Raw genomic sequence first — 14,539 nt, forward strand, 5'->3', positions numbered from 1 at the left:
ACCAGTACTCAGAGGAGCTCCCAGGTGGCCTTCATCCCGCAGGCTCGCGCCTCGGCGCTGCCGCACGGCGTACGAGCACAGCTCGCGCCGTCGGCACGGCGCCGGGTGAGGGCCCGTGCCGCGGAGCACGGAGGTGACACCGCCTTCCTCGTCGGCCCGGTCGATGCCCTCGAGGCGCGCTCGTGGTCGCAGGTCGAGGACGCCGTCGAGCGGGCAGCGGCCGGGCTCGTCCGCAGCGGGCTGCGGCCCGACCAGGTCGTGCTGTCGCTCCTCCCGGCCGGCCACGGGGTGCCCGAGCTCGACGTCGCCCTGCGCGCGGTCGGTGCCGTCGTCGTCCACGTGTCGCCCGAGGTGGGTGCCGACGAGCTGGCCCGCCGGCTGGCCGGTGCCGACGTACGCCTGGTCGTCTGCGAGGACGAGTCGGAGCTCCAGCGGCTGGTGGGCCTGCCCCTGCCCTCCGCGATGGTCTTCGCCCTCGGCGGCGGCCGCGGCTGGGACCGGCTCCTCGAGCTCGGCGCCGAGCGGCTCGTGATGGACCCCGACGCCGTGGACCGCGCGGACCGGGTGGTCGACCCGGCGGGGACCACCGCCCGGGTGCTGCGGTCCGGGGCGCCGCTCGGCCGCGTCGCTGACGCGGACCGGGCCGGGGAGCTCGTCCCGGGCGACGGCGTCGCGCTGCTCTGCGGCGACCTCGCCGACCCCTTCGTGCAGCAGGTCCGCGACGCCCACCTCGAGTCCGGCGGCGCCCTGCTGCACGTGGCCGCCCCGGCCGACCTGCCCGCGGCCATGGCCGCGGTGCGGCCGAGCGTCCTGGCGCTCGGCCAGGACGCCGTCGCGGCGATGCCCGGCCTGCTCGCGACCGCCGCCGCCGGGGACCACCGCCGGCGTCGCCCGGGACGGGCGCGCGCGGCCGACCCCGCGACGCTGCGGGCCTGGGCTGGCGGCAACCTCGCGTCGGTGGTGGCAGCCGACGTCCCCGACGTCGTGCAGAAGGCGTTCACCGCGGGCGGCGCCCGCGTGTCCGGGACCGGCACCCCCGCCCTCCTCCCCGCCGACCTCCCGGTCCCGCCGCCGGTCGTGCTCGGCGACGCCGCGGACCTGCCGCGGCGGGCCCGGCGCGAGCCGGCGCGCGAGTTCCAGCTCGAGACGGAGCGCGAGACGACGCAGCCCGAGCCGGACGAGTCGGCCTTCGTGCTGCCCTCCCTGTCCCTCATCGGCGGCGAGTCGTTCCTCGACAAGCTGCTGCTCGCCAAGGCGCGCGAGGCCGCGTCGTGAGCGAGCGCCGCAGCCGCCTCACCGGGAGCATCCGGCGTCGCGCCGGCAGCTCCCCCCACACACTTCCCGACCACCCTGGTCGGGATGAGAACAAAGGAAATGACATGACCAACGTTGACGTGATCCTCAAGGAGGCCGTGAACATCGACGGCGCCGTCGCCGCCCTCCTCGTGGACTACCAGTCGGGCATGGCCCTGGGCCAGGCCGGCGACGCCAGCGCCCTCAACCTCGACGTGGCGGCCGCCGGCAACACCGACGTCGTCCGCGCCAAGATGCGCACCATGGAGAGCCTCGGCCTCAACGACACCATCGACGACATCCTCATCACCCTGGGCAAGGCCTACCACCTGATCAACCTGCCCAAGGACCACCCGGGGCTGTTCATCTACCTGGTGCTCGACAAGAGCCGGGCGAACCTGGCCATGGCGCGGCACAAGCTGTCGTCGCTGGCCAACCAGCTCGAGATCTGAGCGCGGCTGCGACCGGTCAGGATCGGTGGACGATCACCTTGTCGCCGAGCCTGACCCGGTCGAACAGCCACGCCACCTTCGCGCGGTCGCGCACGTTGACGCACCCGTGCGAGGCGCCGTCGTAGCCGTTGGCGGCGAAGTCGGGGGAGTAGTGCACCGCCTGCCCGCCGGAGAAGAACATCGCGAACGGCATCGGGGTGTCGTAGAGGCTCGAGACGTGGTCGCGCGACTTGCGGAAGACCGAGAAGGCGCCCTCACGGGTGGGCAGCTCGTCGGAGCCGAAGCGCACCTCCACCGTCTCGAGCACGACCCCGTCGACCACCCAGCGCAGCGAGCGCGAGGTCTTGTCGATGCACATCGCGCGGCCCGTGGTGCACCGTGGGTCGAGCGGGGGGCCCTGCGCCACGATGTTGAAGAGCTCGGCCCGAGTCGGCGCGCGGGTGCTGCCCTCCAGCCGGGTCAGCGTCCGCCGGTCGACCTCGCCGGTGACGGGGATCCGCTGCCGGGTCTGGAAGGCCTGCACGGCGGCCACCGTCCGGGCGGAGAACCGGCCGGTGACCTCGCCGTCGTAGAGCCGCGCCTGCTGCAGGCGGGCCTGTACCTGCCTGACCCGGAGGCCGCTGTCGCCGCGCTGCAGCAGCGGGCGGCCGGGCGTGTAGACGTTGTGCAGCGCCTCGGTGGTCGGCTCGGTGGTCAGCGCGACGATCCTGCGCCACGTGCGCTCGTCGACGACGCCGTCCGAGGTCCAGCCGCGGCGGCGCTGGAAGGTGGCCACGCCGTCGCGGGTCTCCGCGTCGAAGCGGCTGGTCACGACCTCGGAGTGGAGGTCGAGCTGGTGCAGCCGGCTCTGCAGCACCCGCACCGCCCAACCGCGGTCGCCGAGACGGAGCGGGGCGAACGCACCGGCTGACGACGACGCGGCGCTCACCGACGGGCTGACCGACGAGCCCGCTGCGGGACCGGCGGTCACGACGGCGGCGAGGCCGGTGACCCCACAGAGCAGGGCCGCCAGGAGCGCGCGGGCGCGGAACGGCGTGTGGCGTGGCATGTGGGTCCTCCCCCGGGAGCGGCCATCGACGTGACGAGTGTAGGGACGTCCGGCGACACCCCCACGTTGCCGTGACCGGGGCTCGGACGCCTACGCTCGCCGCGTGGCCCGCGCTGACCTGGACAAGCAACCGACCGACGTACGTCGCATGTTCGACACCGTGGCCCGGCGCTACGACCTCACCAACGACCTCATGACCGCCGGGATCCAGCGCAGCTGGCGCCGCTCGATGGTCGCGGCCGTCGCCCCCCGGCGCGGCGACCTGGTCCTGGACCTCGCCGCCGGCACCGGCTCCTCGAGCGAGCCCTTCGCCGCGCACGGCGCCACCGCGGTGCCCTGTGACTTCTCGGTCGGGATGCTCCGGCAGGGCCGCAAGGTCCGCCCGGGGCTGCCGTTCGTGGCCGGCGACGGCACGCGGCTGCCCTTCCTCGACGACACCTTCGACGCGGTCACCATCTCCTACGGCCTGCGCAACTTCGTCGACCCGCTCGCGGGCCTGCGCGAGATGCGCCGCGTCACCCGCCCCGGCGGCCGGCTCGTCGTGTGCGAGTTCAGCCGCCCGGTCAACGGTGCGCTGCGCACCGTCTACCTCGACGGCGTGATGCGGGCGCTCCCGCGGATCGCGTCGGTGACGGCGAGCGCCCCGGACGCGTACGTCTACCTGGCCGAGTCCATCCGCGCCTGGCCCGACCAGCCCGAGCTCGCCGCGATGGTGGCGGAGGCGGGCTGGAAGCGCCCCGAGTGGCGCAACCTCACCGGCGGCATCGTCGCGCTGCACCGCGCCACCGCCTGAGCGGGTCCGTCCGAGCGGGGCTCCCGCGAGGTGAATTAGGGCACGCCTGCGTGCATTAAATGCGCAGGTCAACGCGGGTGTGAGTGGTCCGGCCCCCGACGTGACGCACGCCGCATCGGAGATCTACACTGTGGCGCGCGCCACTCGTGAAGACATTCACAAAGCCACATGCTCCACTCCGCCGGCGCAGGCACCGGAAGGAAAGCGATGGATCTCTACACGCCGATCCTGGCGCTGGCACTCATCGCGACGGGCTTCGCGGTCTTCTCCGTGATCATGAGCGCCCTCGTGGGTCCCAAGCGCTACAACCGGGCGAAGCTCGACTCCTACGAGTGCGGCATCGAGCCGACCCCGCAGCCCGTCGGCGGCGGCCGCTTCCCGGTCAAGTACTTCATCACGGCGATGCTGTTCATCGTCTTCGACATCGAGATCATCTTCCTCTACCCGTGGGCCGTGCACTTCGACCAGATGGCCCTGTTCGGACTCGTCGAGATGGTCTTGTTCATCGCCACTGTCTTCGTCGCCTACGCCTACGTGTGGCGCCGCGGCGGACTGGATTGGGACTGATCATGGGACTGGAAGAGAAGCTGCCGAGCGGCGTCCTGCTCACCACGGTGGAGGGCGTGGCCGGCTACATGCGCAAGGCCTCGTTCTGGCCCGCGACCTTCGGCCTCGCCTGCTGCGCCATCGAGATGATGACGAGCGGCGGCCCCAAGTACGACCTCGGCCGCTTCGGCATGGAGGTCTTCCGGGCCAGCCCCCGCCAGGCCGACCTGATGATCGTCGCCGGGCGCGTGAGCCAGAAGATGGCCCCCGTCCTGCGCCAGATCTACGACCAGATGCCCGAGCCCAAGTGGGTGCTCGCCATGGGCGTGTGCGCCTCGTCGGGTGGCATGTTCAACAACTACGCCATCGTCCAGGGCGTCGACCACGTCGTCCCGGTCGACATGTACCTCCCCGGGTGCCCGCCCCGCCCGGAGATGCTCATCGACGCGATCCTCAAGCTGCACGACCAGGTCCAGCAGACCAAGCTCGGCGTCAACCGTCGCAACGAGGTCGCCGAGCTCGAGACCAACGCCCTGCGCGCCCTGCCGACCTCCGACATGAGGGGCCTGCTGCGATGAGCGACGACAAGCCCGACCAGCAGGCCGCCGACACCCCCGAGGAGAAGGTCGACGAGAAGGTCGCGGGCCAGGCCTCGGACGAGTCCGACGACAAGGCCGACGCCAACGAGTCGGCCCGTCCCGCGGAGGAGCGCAACCTCGAGGAGGCCAAGGACGAGACGGGCACCGGCAGCGGTGTCGCGCAGCCCGCTCCCGACCAGTCGCCCGAGAACGTGCCTGCTCCCACCGGCGAGGTCCGCGCGGTCGGCGAGCGCCACGGCATGTTCGGCGTCACCGGCACGGGTGACACCTCCGGCTACGGAGGACTCGTCGCCGGCAAGGTGTTCCCCGCTCCGTCGGCGCGGCCCTACGGCGGCTGGTTCGACGAGGTCGCCGACGCCCTCGAGGCGCGGCTCGCCGCCACCGAGCTGATGACGGCCATCGAGAGCGTCGTGGTTCACCGCGGCGAGATCACCTTCCACGTCCGCCGCGAGGACCTGCCGTTCGTCGCGCAGATGCTGCGTGACGACGAGGCGCTGCGCTTCGAGTTCTGCTCCGGCGTGAGCGGCGTGCACTACCCCGAGGACACCGGCCGGGAGCTGCACGCGGTCTACCACCTGACCTCGATGACCCACAACCGGCTGATCCGGCTCGAGGTCACCGCTCCCGACAGCGACCCGCACGTGCCCAGCCTGGTGAGCATCTACCCCACCCTCGACTGGCACGAGCGCGAGACCTACGACATGTTCGGGCTCGTCTTCGACGGCCACCCCGCACTCACGCGCGTCCTCATGCCCGACGACTGGCCGGGCCACCCGCAGCGCAAGGACTACCCCTTGGGCGGCATCCCCGTGGAGTACAAGGGCGGCAGCATCCCGCCGCCCGACCAGCGCAGGAGCTACAACTGACATGAGCACCGACCAGGACTTCTACGCGGCAGGCGGCGAGACCAGCCAGGGCCGCGTCTTCACGGTCACCGGCCAGGACTGGGACTCGATCACCCAGAGCATCGGCGAGTCCGCCGAGGAGCGCGTCGTGGTCAACATGGGCCCGCAGCACCCCTCCACCCACGGCGTGCTCCGGCTCATCCTCGAGCTCGAGGGCGAGTCGGTCACCGAGGCCCGCTGCGGCATCGGCTACCTGCACACCGGCATCGAGAAGAACATGGAGTACCGCTCCTGGGTGCAGGGCGTGACCTTCTGCACCCGCATGGACTACCTCTCCCCGTTCTACAACGAGATGACCTACGTGCTCGGCGTCGAGCGGCTGCTCGACATCGAGGACGACATCCCCGAGAAGGCGCAGGTCATGCGCGTGCTCCTCATGGAGCTCAACCGCATCTCCTCCCACCTCGTCGCCATCGCGACCGGCGGCATGGAGATCGGCGCGCTGACGGTGATGACGATCGGCTTCCGCGAGCGCGAGCTGGTGCTCGACCTCTTCGAGCTCATCACCGGCCTGCGGATGAACCACGCCTTCATCCGCCCCGGCGGCGTCGCCCAGGACCTGCCGCCCGGTGCCCTCGACGAGATCCGCGACTTCATCGCCCTGATGAAGAAGCGCCTGCACGAGTACGCCGCGCTCTGCAACGCCAACCCGATCTTCAAGGGCCGCCTCGTCGACGTCGGCCGCCTCGACCTCGCCGGGTGCATCGCGCTCGGCATCACCGGTCCGGTGCTCCGCTCGACCGGCTACGCCTGGGACCTGCGCAAGACCCAGCCCTACAGCGGCTACGAGGACTACGACTTCGAGGTCCAGACCTGGGACACCTGCGACTCCTACGGCCGGTTCCGGATCAGGCTCAACGAGATGTCGGAGTCGCTCAAGATCGTCGAGCAGGCGGCCGACCGCCTCGCCGGCCTCGAGGGCGCCCCGGTCATGGTGGGCGACAAGAAGATCGCCTGGCCCAGCCAGCTCGCCATCGGCAGCGACGGCATGGGCAACAGCCTCGACCACATCCGCCACATCATGGGCGAGTCGATGGAGGCGCTGATCCACCACTTCAAGCTGGTCACCGAGGGCTTCCGGGTCCCCGCCGGTCAGGCCTACGTGCCGATCGAGTCCCCCCGCGGTGAGCTCGGCGCCCACGTCGTCTCCGACGGCGGGACGCGTCCCTTCCGGGCGCACTTCCGGGACCCGTCGTTCACCAACCTGCAGGCCACCAGCGTGATGAGCGAGGGCGGCATGGTCTCCGACGTCATCGTCGCGATCGCCTCCATCGACCCCGTCATGGGAGGAGTCGACCGATGAGCACCGAGCAGACTGCCGGGGGGCACACCTCGGCGCCTGACGCCCTCGACGCCACGACCCTCGCCGAGCTGCGCGAGATCGCGGCCCGCTACCCCGAGGCCCGCTCGGGCCTGCTGCCGATGCTGCACCTCGTGCAGTCGGTGCAGGGCCGGATCACGCCCGAGGGCATCGAGGCCTGCGCCGAGGTCCTCGGCATCAGCGCCGCCGAGGTCAACGGGGTCGCGACCTTCTACACGATGTACAAGCGCAAGCCGGTCGGCGACTACCACGTCGGCGTCTGCACCAACACGCTGTGCGCGGTGATGGGCGGCGACCTCATCTTCGAGCGGCTCAAGGACCACCTCGACGTCGGCAACGACGAGACGACCGCCGACGGGAAGATCACCCTCGAGCACGTCGAGTGCAACGCGGCCTGCGACTACGCCCCGGTGATGATGGTCAACTGGGAGTTCATGGACAACCAGACCCCGGAGTCCGCCGTCCAGGTGGTCGACGACCTGCGAGCCGGCACCCCCGTCCACTCCACGCGCGGCCCGCGGCTGTGCACCTGGCGCGAGGCCGAGCGGGTCCTCGCCGGCTTCCCCGACGACCGTGCCGACGAGGGACCGACCGCCGGCCCCGCCTCGCTGGCCGGCCTCACCATCGCCCGCGAGAAGGGCTGGACGGCTCCGGAGCCCTCCGACACGGCTCGCACCTCGGCCACCCAGGACAAGGGAGACAGCTGATGGGAACACTCACCCCGGTCCTCACCGACAACTGGGACACCGAGCGCGCCTGGACCATGGCGGCCTACGAGGAGCGCGGCGGCTACGCGGCGCTCGACAAGGCCTTCGCCATGGCCCCCGACGACGTGATCGACGCCGTCAAGGAGTCGGGCCTGCGCGGCCGCGGCGGCGCCGGCTTCCCCACCGGCATGAAGTGGGGCTTCATCCCGCAGGACAACCCGCGGCCCAAGTACCTCGTCGTCAACGCCGACGAGTCCGAGCCGGGCACCTGCAAGGACATCCCGCTCATGATGGCCAGCCCGCACACGCTGGTGGAGGGCGTCATCGTCAGCGCTTACGCCATCCGCGCCCACACCGCGTTCATCTACGTCCGCGGCGAGGTCCTCCACGTCGTACGACGCCTGCAGCGCGCGGTGCAGGAGGCCTACCTGGCCGGCCACCTCGGCAGCAACATCCACGGCTCGGGCTACGACCTCGACCTGGTCGTCCACGCCGGCGCCGGCGCCTACATCTGCGGTGAGGAGACGGCGCTGCTCGAGGGCCTCGAGGGCCGCCGCGGCCAGCCGCGGCTGCGTCCGCCGTTCCCCGCGGTCGCCGGCCTCTACGCCAGCCCGACCGTGATCAACAACGTCGAGTCGATCGCCTCGGTCCCGAGCATCATCGTCAACGGCCCGGAGTGGTTCGCGGGCATGGGCACCGAGAAGTCCAACGGCTTCGGCATCTTCAGCCTGTCCGGCCACGTGCGGACCCCCGGCCAGTACGAGGCCCCGCTGGGCATCACCCTGCGCGAGCTCATCGACCTGGCCGGCGGCATGCGCGAGGGCCACGAGCTGAAGTTCTGGACGCCGGGCGGGTCGAGCACCCCGCTCCTGACGCCCGAGCACCTCGACGTGCCGCTCGACTTCGAGTCCGTCGGTGCGGCCGGCTCGATGCTCGGCACCCGCGCGCTGCAGCTGTTCGACGAGACCACCTGCGTGGTCCGCGCGGTGCTGCGCTGGACGGAGTTCTACAAGCACGAGTCCTGCGGCAAGTGCACCCCGTGCCGCGAGGGCACGTGGTGGCTGACCCAGACGCTGGCCCGGCTGGAGAAGGGGCAGGGGAGCGAGGCCGACCTCGATCTGCTCCTCGACCAGTGCGACAACATCCTGGGCCGCTCGTTCTGCGCGCTCGGCGACGGCGCCACGAGCCCGATCTCGAGCTCGATCCAGCACTTCCGCGACGAGTACCTCGCCCACCTCACCCACGGCGGCTGCCCCTTCGACGCCGCCGCCTCGACCGCCTTCGCACCCGCTGGAGCACATGCATGACTGCGACCGACAAGGCGCCCGACACGGTCGGCACCGACCTGGTCACGCTCACCATCGACGGCGTCCAGGTCAGCGTCCCCAAGGACACGCTGGTCATCCGCGCCGCCGAGCAGGTGGGCGTGCAGATCCCGCGCTTCTGCGACCACCCGCTGCTCGACCCGGTCGGCGCCTGCCGCCAGTGCCTGGTCGACATCCCCGACGCCGGCAACGGCCGTGGCTTCCCCAAGCCGCAGGCCTCCTGCACGCTGCCGGTCGCCGAGGGCATGGTCGTCAACACCCAGGCGACCAGCGAGGTGGCCGACAAGGCCCAGCAGGGCGTCATGGAGTTCCTGCTGATCAACCACCCGCTCGATTGCCCGGTCTGCGACAAGGGCGGCGAGTGCCCGCTGCAGAACCAGGCGATGAGCAACGGCCGGGGCGAGAGCCGCTTCGCCCACTCCGGTGGCATCAAGCGCACGTTCCCCAAGCCGATCCACATCTCCGCCCAGGTCCTGCTCGACCGCGAGCGCTGCGTGCTCTGCGCGCGCTGCACCCGCTTCTCCGAGCAGATCGCCGGTGACCCGTTCATCGCCCTGGCCGAGCGTGGTGCGCTGCAGCAGGTCGCGATCTACGAGCGCGAGCCCTACGAGAGCTACTTCTCCGGCAACGCGATCCAGATCTGCCCGGTGGGTGCGCTCACCTCGGCCGACTACCGCTTCCGCTCGCGTCCCTTCGACCTCGTCTCCAACCCCGGCGTCGCCGAGCACGACGCCTGCGGTGCCGCGATCCGCATCGACCACCGGCGCGGCAAGGTGATGCGGCGCCTCGCGGGCAACGACCCCGAGGTCAACGAGGAGTGGATCAGCGACAAGGACCGGTTCGGCTTCCGCTACACGCAGGTCGAGGACCGGATCACCTACCCGCAGGTCCGCGAGGACGGCGAGCTCCGGCCCGCGTCGTGGCCCGAGGCGTTCGCCGTGGCCGCCCGCGGCCTGCGCGCCGCCGGTGCCGCCGCCGTCCTCACCGGCGGTCGCGTGACCGCCGAGGACGCCTACGCCTACGCCAAGTTCGCCCGCGTCGCGCTCGGCACCAACGACGTCGACTTCCGTGCCCGCCCGCACAGCGCCGAGGAGGCCAGCTTCCTGGCCTCGCACGTGGCGCTCACGGGCGGCGTGACCTACGCCGACCTGGAGGCCGCGCCGGTCGTCGTGCTGCTCGGCCTCGAGCCCGAGGACGAGGCCGCCACCATCTTCCTGCGCCTGCGCAAGGCCGCCCAGCGCGGACGTACGCAGGTGGTCTCCGTCGCCCCCTACACCTCGCGCGGCCTGCGCAAGATGAAGGGCCGGCTCGTGCCGGCGGTGCCCGGCACCGAGGTCGAGGTCATCGGCTCGCTCCGCGACGCCGAGCACGGCGTCACCAAGGACGCGATCATCCTCGTCGGCGAGCGCCTGGCCGGCACCCACGGTGCCCTCACCGCCGCAGCCGAGCTCGCCGCCGGCACCGGAGCCCGGCTGGCCTGGGTCCCGCGCCGCGCCGGCGACCGCGGTGCCGTCGAGGCCGGTGCGCTGCCCAACCTGCTGCCCGGCGGTCGTCCCGTCACCGAGGCCACTGCGCGCGTCGACCTCGCCGCCGCGTGGGGCGTCGACACGCTGCCCGCCAAGGTCGGTCGCGACGGCAACGCGATCGTCGCCGCCCTCGCCAAGGGTGAGCTCGGGGGAGTGGTGGTCGGTGGCGTGGACCCCGACGACACCGCCGACCCCGCCGCCTTCCGGGCCGCGCTCGACGCGGCCGGGTTCGTGGTCAGCCTCGAGCTGCGCGAGACCGACGTGACCCGAGTCGCCGACGTCGTCCTCCCGGTCGCCCCGGTGGCCGACAAGGCCGGCACCTTCGTGACCTGGGACGCCCGCCCGCGCGCGTTCGAGGCCGTCTTCGCCAACCCCTCGTCGCTGCCGGACCTGCGCGTCCTCGCCGGCATCGCGCAGGAGCTGGGCCGCCCGCTCGGCTTCCGCACGGTCGCCGACGTGCGCGCCGAGATGCAGTCGCTCGGCCCGTGGGACGGCGCCCGCCCGGCGCACGACGCCGGCAAGCCGCCGCGCGCCGCCAAGGGCAGGCGCGGTGCCGGAGCCCTGGCCCTCGCCACCTGGAAGCAGCTGGTCGACCTCGGCTCGATGCAGGACGGCGAGGCGCACCTGCGCGCGACCGGCCGCACGCCCGTCGTGCGCGTGAGCCGGGCGACGTACGAGTCGGTGTTCGGCCTGCTCGAGGGCGAGCCCGGCCGCGAGCAGCTGGCCACCGTCTCCGGCGACCGCGGCAGCGTCACGCTGCCGGTCCTCATCGCCGACCTGCCCGACGACGTGGTCTGGGTCCCGGCGCGGTCCTTCGGCCGCGGCGTCCTGGCCGACCTCGCCTCGCCGGGCAGCCCGGTGACGCTGCGACAGGCGGCGTCGGTCGAGAGCACCGGTCTGGCCCTGAAGGGAGCCACGAAGTGACGAGCATCCTCCCGCTGGCAGCCGAGCTGCCCGACCCCGGCCTGGCCGCCTTCGGCCAGGACCCGTGGTGGGTCATCGCGCTCAAGGCCGTCTTCATCTTCCTGACCCTGGTGCTGCTGACGCTGTTCAACATCTGGTTCGAGCGCCGGGTCGTGGCCCGGATGCAGCACCGCATCGGCCCCAACGTGCACGGTCCCTTCGGCCTGCTGCAGTCGCTGGCCGACGGCGTGAAGCTCGCGCTGAAGGAGGACATCATCCCCAAGGCGGCCGACAAGGTCGTCTTCCTCATCGCGCCGGTGATCGCGGTCGTCCCCGCGTTCATCACCTGGGCGGTCATCCCGTTCGGGCCGGTGGTCAACTTCTTCGGCCACGAGACCCCGCTCCAGCTGACCGACATGCCGGTGGCCGTGCTGTTCATGCTCGCCATCGCCTCGATCGGCATCTACGGCATCGTGCTCGGCGGTTGGTCGTCCGGGTCGACGTACTCGCTGCTCGGCGGCCTCCGCTCGAGCGCGCAGATGATCTCCTACGAGGTCGCGATGGGCCTGGCGCTGGTCGCGGTGTTCCTCTACGCCGGCTCCATGTCGACCTCGGAGATCGTCGCCGCGCAGGACCGCCTGTGGTTCGGGCTGATCCTGCTGCCGTCGTTCGTCATCTACGTGATCTCGATGGTCGGCGAGACCAACCGCGCGCCCTTCGACCTCCCCGAGGCCGAGGGCGAGCTGGTCGGCGGCTTCCACACCGAGTACTCCAGCCTCAAGTTCGCGTTGTTCTTCCTCGCCGAGTACATCAACCTCGCGACCGTGTCGGCCATCGCCACCACGCTGTTCCTCGGCGGCTGGGCCGCTCCGTGGGGCATCGAGAACGTGTGGGAGGGCGCCAACAGCGGCTACTGGCCCCTGCTCTGGTTCTTCGGCAAGGTCTTCATCTTCATCTTCCTGTTCGTCTGGCTGCGCGGCTCGCTGCCCCGCATGCGCTACGACCAGTTCATGGCGCTGGGCTGGAAGGTCCTCATCCCGGTCTCGCTGGCCTGGATCGTGGCCGTGGCCACCATCCGCGTCATCTCGCTCGAGGGCAACATCAACCGCACCTACCTCGTGGCGGCGATCGCCGTCCTGCTCGTGCTCACCGTCGGGCTGATGTTCCTCGGCGACAGCGGCGACAAGGACGACGACACCCGGGCCGAGGAAGCCGACGAGCCGCACGACGCGTTCGCCGGCGGCTTCCCCGTCCCGCCCATGCCCGCCGGCGGCGCCGTCCGCGGGGGCGCGCAGCCGCTGACGTTCACCCACTCGCCGGGGGGACGCACCACCGTCACCGCTTCAGCGGAGGAGAACCATGAGTGAGTCCAGCTCCGGCTCGAAGAGCGTCAAGGAGAGCCTCTGGGACCCGATCGCGGGGTTCGGCGTCACCTTCCGGACGATGTTCAAGAAGGTCGTCACCGAGCAGTACCCGTTCGAGAAGCTCCCCACCGCCCCGCGCTTCCACGGCCGGCACCAGCTGAACCGCTGGCCCGACGGCCTCGAGAAGTGCATCGGCTGCGAGCTGTGCGCGTGGGCCTGCCCCGCGGACGCGATCTACGTCGAGGGTGCCTCCAACGTCGACCTGCCCGACGGGTCCGGGCGCTTCAGCCCGGGTGAGCGCTACGGCCGCGTCTACCAGATCAACTACCTGCGCTGCATCCTGTGCGGGCTCTGCATCGAGGCGTGCCCGACCCGCGCGCTGACGATGACCAACGAGTACGAGCTGGCCGACAACAACCGCGCCGACCTGATCTACGAGAAGTCCGACCTGCTCGCGCCGCTGCTGCCCGGGATGGAGCAGCCGCCGCACCCGATGCGGCTCGGCGACGACGAGGGCGACTACTACCGCGGCAGCTACAGCGGGCGGACCGCCGACCCGGCGACCGTCGGCGGCGAGGCGCAGGCCCAGGAGCAGTGGACCAGCTCGACCGAGAAGGAGTCCTGATGGCCTTCTGGCTCCTGGCCCCGATCATGGTGCTCGCCGCCCTCGGCATCCTCTTCGTCCGCAAGGCCGTCCACGCGGCGCTGCTCCTCGCCGTGGTGATGATCAGCCTGGCGGTGCTCTACGCCGTCCTGGACGCGCCGTTCCTCTTCGCGGTCCAGATCATCGTCTACACCGGCGCCATCCTCATGCTGTTCCTCTTCGTGATGATGCTCATCGGCGTCGACGCCTCCGACTCGATCGTGGAGACCATCCGCGGCCAGCGGGTGATGGCGGTCGTCCTCGGCCTGCTGTTCGGCACCGTGCTGGTCGTGGGCATCAGCCAGGTCACGCTGGGTGCCGTCGTCGGCCTCGACGAGGCCAACGCCGGCGGCAACGTGCCGGCGATCGCCAACATCCTGTTCTCCCGCTACGTCTTCGCCTTCGAGGCGACCAGCGCCCTGCTGATCACCGCCGCGCTGGGCGCGATGGTGCTCGCCCACCGCGAGCGCCTCACGCCGAAGGCCACGCAGGCCGACCTCGCCGCGAAGCGGATGCGCGACTACGCCGAGCACGGCAAGCACCCCGGTCCGCTGCCCTCGCCCGGCGTCTACGCCCGGCACAACGCCGTCGACACCCCGGCGCTGCTGCCCGACGGCACGGCCGCCGAGTCGTCGGTCTCCCGGGTGCTCGCCGCCCGCGGCACGGTCCGCTCGGCTCCCGCGCTCGCCGACGACATCGACGACGTACGCCGCCAGATCGGGGACCCGGCCACGATGCCGGAGACCTCCGGCAAGGCCGGCGCGGCCGCGAACACCGAAGAGGACGTGAAGTGACCCAGTACGTGATCCTCTCCGCGATCCTCTTCACCATCGGCTGCGTCGGCGTCCTGGTGCGCCGCAACGCCATCGTGGTGTTCATGTGCGTGGAGCTGATGCTCAACGCCTGCAACCTGGCGTTCGTCGCCTTCGCCCGTCAGCACGGCAACCTCGACGGCCAGATCACCGCCTTCTTCGTGATGGTGGTGGCGGCTGCCGAGGTCGTGATCGGGCTCGCGATCATCATGACCATCTTCCGCACGCGACGCTCGGCCTCGGTCGACGACGCCAGCCTGCTGAAGTACTGAGGGAGCACTCGTGAACCTGTTGTCCCACTC

The 14,539-nt window shown here is 71.5% G+C and carries 15 protein-coding genes; 14 read left to right on the forward strand and 1 reads right to left on the reverse strand.

Annotated elements, in window-relative coordinates:
• Positions 1-24: 24 nt before the first annotated feature.
• Together SHK17_RS02800 and SHK17_RS02805 are read left to right on the forward strand one after the other, a co-directional pair.
• Positions 25-1,275, forward strand: coding sequence for an AMP-binding protein (locus SHK17_RS02800; protein ID WP_322921014.1), 1,251 nt, complete (start codon positions 25-27; stop codon positions 1,273-1,275).
• A 104-nt stretch (positions 1,276-1,379) separates the two neighbouring features.
• Positions 1,380-1,745, forward strand: coding sequence for a hypothetical protein (locus SHK17_RS02805; protein ID WP_172269504.1), 366 nt, complete (start codon positions 1,380-1,382; stop codon positions 1,743-1,745).
• A 16-nt stretch (positions 1,746-1,761) separates the two neighbouring features.
• On the opposite strand, the gene SHK17_RS02810 is transcribed toward SHK17_RS02805, so the two are convergent.
• Positions 1,762-2,793, reverse strand: a complete 1,032-nt coding sequence (locus SHK17_RS02810) for a L,D-transpeptidase family protein (RefSeq protein ID WP_322921015.1) — start codon at positions 2,791-2,793, stop codon at positions 1,762-1,764.
• A 103-nt stretch (positions 2,794-2,896) separates the two neighbouring features.
• Between SHK17_RS02810 and SHK17_RS02815 the strand changes: the two genes are divergently transcribed.
• The 12 genes from SHK17_RS02815 to nuoK all read left to right on the forward strand — a co-directional run bounded on the left by SHK17_RS02815 (position 2,897) and on the right by nuoK (position 14,509).
• Positions 2,897-3,586: a demethylmenaquinone methyltransferase gene (locus tag SHK17_RS02815; RefSeq protein ID WP_172269506.1), complete on the forward strand. Its 690-nt coding sequence runs from the start codon at positions 2,897-2,899 to the stop codon at positions 3,584-3,586.
• A gap of 207 nt (positions 3,587-3,793) precedes the next feature.
• Positions 3,794-4,153, forward strand: a complete 360-nt coding sequence (locus SHK17_RS02820; RefSeq protein WP_172269508.1) for an NADH-quinone oxidoreductase subunit A — start codon at positions 3,794-3,796, stop codon at positions 4,151-4,153.
• A gap of 2 nt (positions 4,154-4,155) precedes the next feature.
• Entirely contained in the window at positions 4,156-4,710 is a 555-nt protein-coding gene (locus SHK17_RS02825) for a NuoB/complex I 20 kDa subunit family protein (protein ID WP_322425038.1), read from the forward strand.
• 260 nt (positions 4,711-4,970) lie between these two features.
• On the forward strand, positions 4,971-5,597 hold the full coding sequence (locus SHK17_RS02830; protein ID WP_253943342.1) for an NADH-quinone oxidoreductase subunit C: 627 nt from the start codon (positions 4,971-4,973) through the stop codon (positions 5,595-5,597).
• 1 nt (position 5,598) lies between these two features.
• Entirely contained in the window at positions 5,599-6,939 is a 1,341-nt protein-coding gene (locus tag SHK17_RS02835) for an NADH-quinone oxidoreductase subunit D (RefSeq protein ID WP_172269514.1), read from the forward strand.
• A complete protein-coding gene (gene nuoE, locus SHK17_RS02840) occupies positions 6,936-7,664 on the forward strand; it encodes an NADH-quinone oxidoreductase subunit NuoE (protein WP_172269516.1) in 729 nt (242 codons plus the stop codon). The genes SHK17_RS02835 and nuoE overlap by 4 nt, the downstream gene beginning before the upstream one ends.
• A complete protein-coding gene (gene nuoF, locus SHK17_RS02845; protein ID WP_322922006.1) occupies positions 7,661-8,971 on the forward strand; it encodes an NADH-quinone oxidoreductase subunit NuoF in 1,311 nt (436 codons plus the stop codon). Before nuoE ends, nuoF begins: the two co-directional genes overlap by 4 nt.
• Positions 8,968-11,439 (forward strand): NADH-quinone oxidoreductase subunit G, encoded by a 2,472-nt coding sequence (locus SHK17_RS02850; RefSeq protein ID WP_172269520.1) that lies wholly within the window; start codon positions 8,968-8,970, stop codon positions 11,437-11,439. The genes nuoF and SHK17_RS02850 overlap by 4 nt, the downstream gene beginning before the upstream one ends.
• Positions 11,436-12,785, forward strand: a complete 1,350-nt coding sequence (gene nuoH, locus SHK17_RS02855) for an NADH-quinone oxidoreductase subunit NuoH (protein ID WP_405030392.1) — start codon at positions 11,436-11,438, stop codon at positions 12,783-12,785. Before SHK17_RS02850 ends, nuoH begins: the two co-directional genes overlap by 4 nt.
• Positions 12,778-13,407, forward strand: coding sequence for an NADH-quinone oxidoreductase subunit NuoI (gene nuoI / locus SHK17_RS02860; RefSeq protein ID WP_172269524.1), 630 nt, complete (start codon positions 12,778-12,780; stop codon positions 13,405-13,407). Before nuoH ends, nuoI begins: the two co-directional genes overlap by 8 nt.
• Positions 13,407-14,219, forward strand: coding sequence for an NADH-quinone oxidoreductase subunit J (locus SHK17_RS02865; RefSeq protein WP_172269526.1), 813 nt, complete (start codon positions 13,407-13,409; stop codon positions 14,217-14,219). The genes nuoI and SHK17_RS02865 overlap by 1 nt, the downstream gene beginning before the upstream one ends.
• Positions 14,216-14,509, forward strand: a complete 294-nt coding sequence (nuoK, locus tag SHK17_RS02870; protein ID WP_172269528.1) for an NADH-quinone oxidoreductase subunit NuoK — start codon at positions 14,216-14,218, stop codon at positions 14,507-14,509. The genes SHK17_RS02865 and nuoK overlap by 4 nt, the downstream gene beginning before the upstream one ends.
• Positions 14,510-14,539 lie beyond the last annotated feature (30 nt).

It is taken from the genome of Nocardioides renjunii (assembly GCF_034661175.1).
Taxonomy (GTDB): domain Bacteria; phylum Actinomycetota; class Actinomycetes; order Propionibacteriales; family Nocardioidaceae; genus Nocardioides; species Nocardioides renjunii.

Excerpts from the sequence above, each read along its gene's own strand:
- SHK17_RS02805 (WP_172269504.1), top strand. The coding sequence starts at position 1,380 with ATGACCAACGTTGACGTGATCCTCAAGGAGGCCGTGAACATCGACGGC.
- SHK17_RS02810 (WP_322921015.1), bottom strand. The coding sequence starts at position 2,793 with ATGCCACGCCACACGCCGTTCCGCGCCCGCGCGCTCCTGGCGGCCCTG.
- SHK17_RS02820 (WP_172269508.1), top strand. The coding sequence starts at position 3,794 with ATGGATCTCTACACGCCGATCCTGGCGCTGGCACTCATCGCGACGGGC.
- SHK17_RS02825 (WP_322425038.1), top strand. The coding sequence starts at position 4,156 with ATGGGACTGGAAGAGAAGCTGCCGAGCGGCGTCCTGCTCACCACGGTG.
- SHK17_RS02830 (WP_253943342.1), top strand. The coding sequence starts at position 4,971 with ATGTTCGGCGTCACCGGCACGGGTGACACCTCCGGCTACGGAGGACTC.
- SHK17_RS02835 (WP_172269514.1), top strand. The coding sequence starts at position 5,599 with ATGAGCACCGACCAGGACTTCTACGCGGCAGGCGGCGAGACCAGCCAG.
- nuoE (WP_172269516.1), top strand. The coding sequence starts at position 6,936 with ATGAGCACCGAGCAGACTGCCGGGGGGCACACCTCGGCGCCTGACGCC.
- SHK17_RS02850 (WP_172269520.1), top strand. The coding sequence starts at position 8,968 with ATGACTGCGACCGACAAGGCGCCCGACACGGTCGGCACCGACCTGGTC.
- nuoI (WP_172269524.1), top strand. The coding sequence starts at position 12,778 with ATGAGTGAGTCCAGCTCCGGCTCGAAGAGCGTCAAGGAGAGCCTCTGG.
- SHK17_RS02865 (WP_172269526.1), top strand. The coding sequence starts at position 13,407 with ATGGCCTTCTGGCTCCTGGCCCCGATCATGGTGCTCGCCGCCCTCGGC.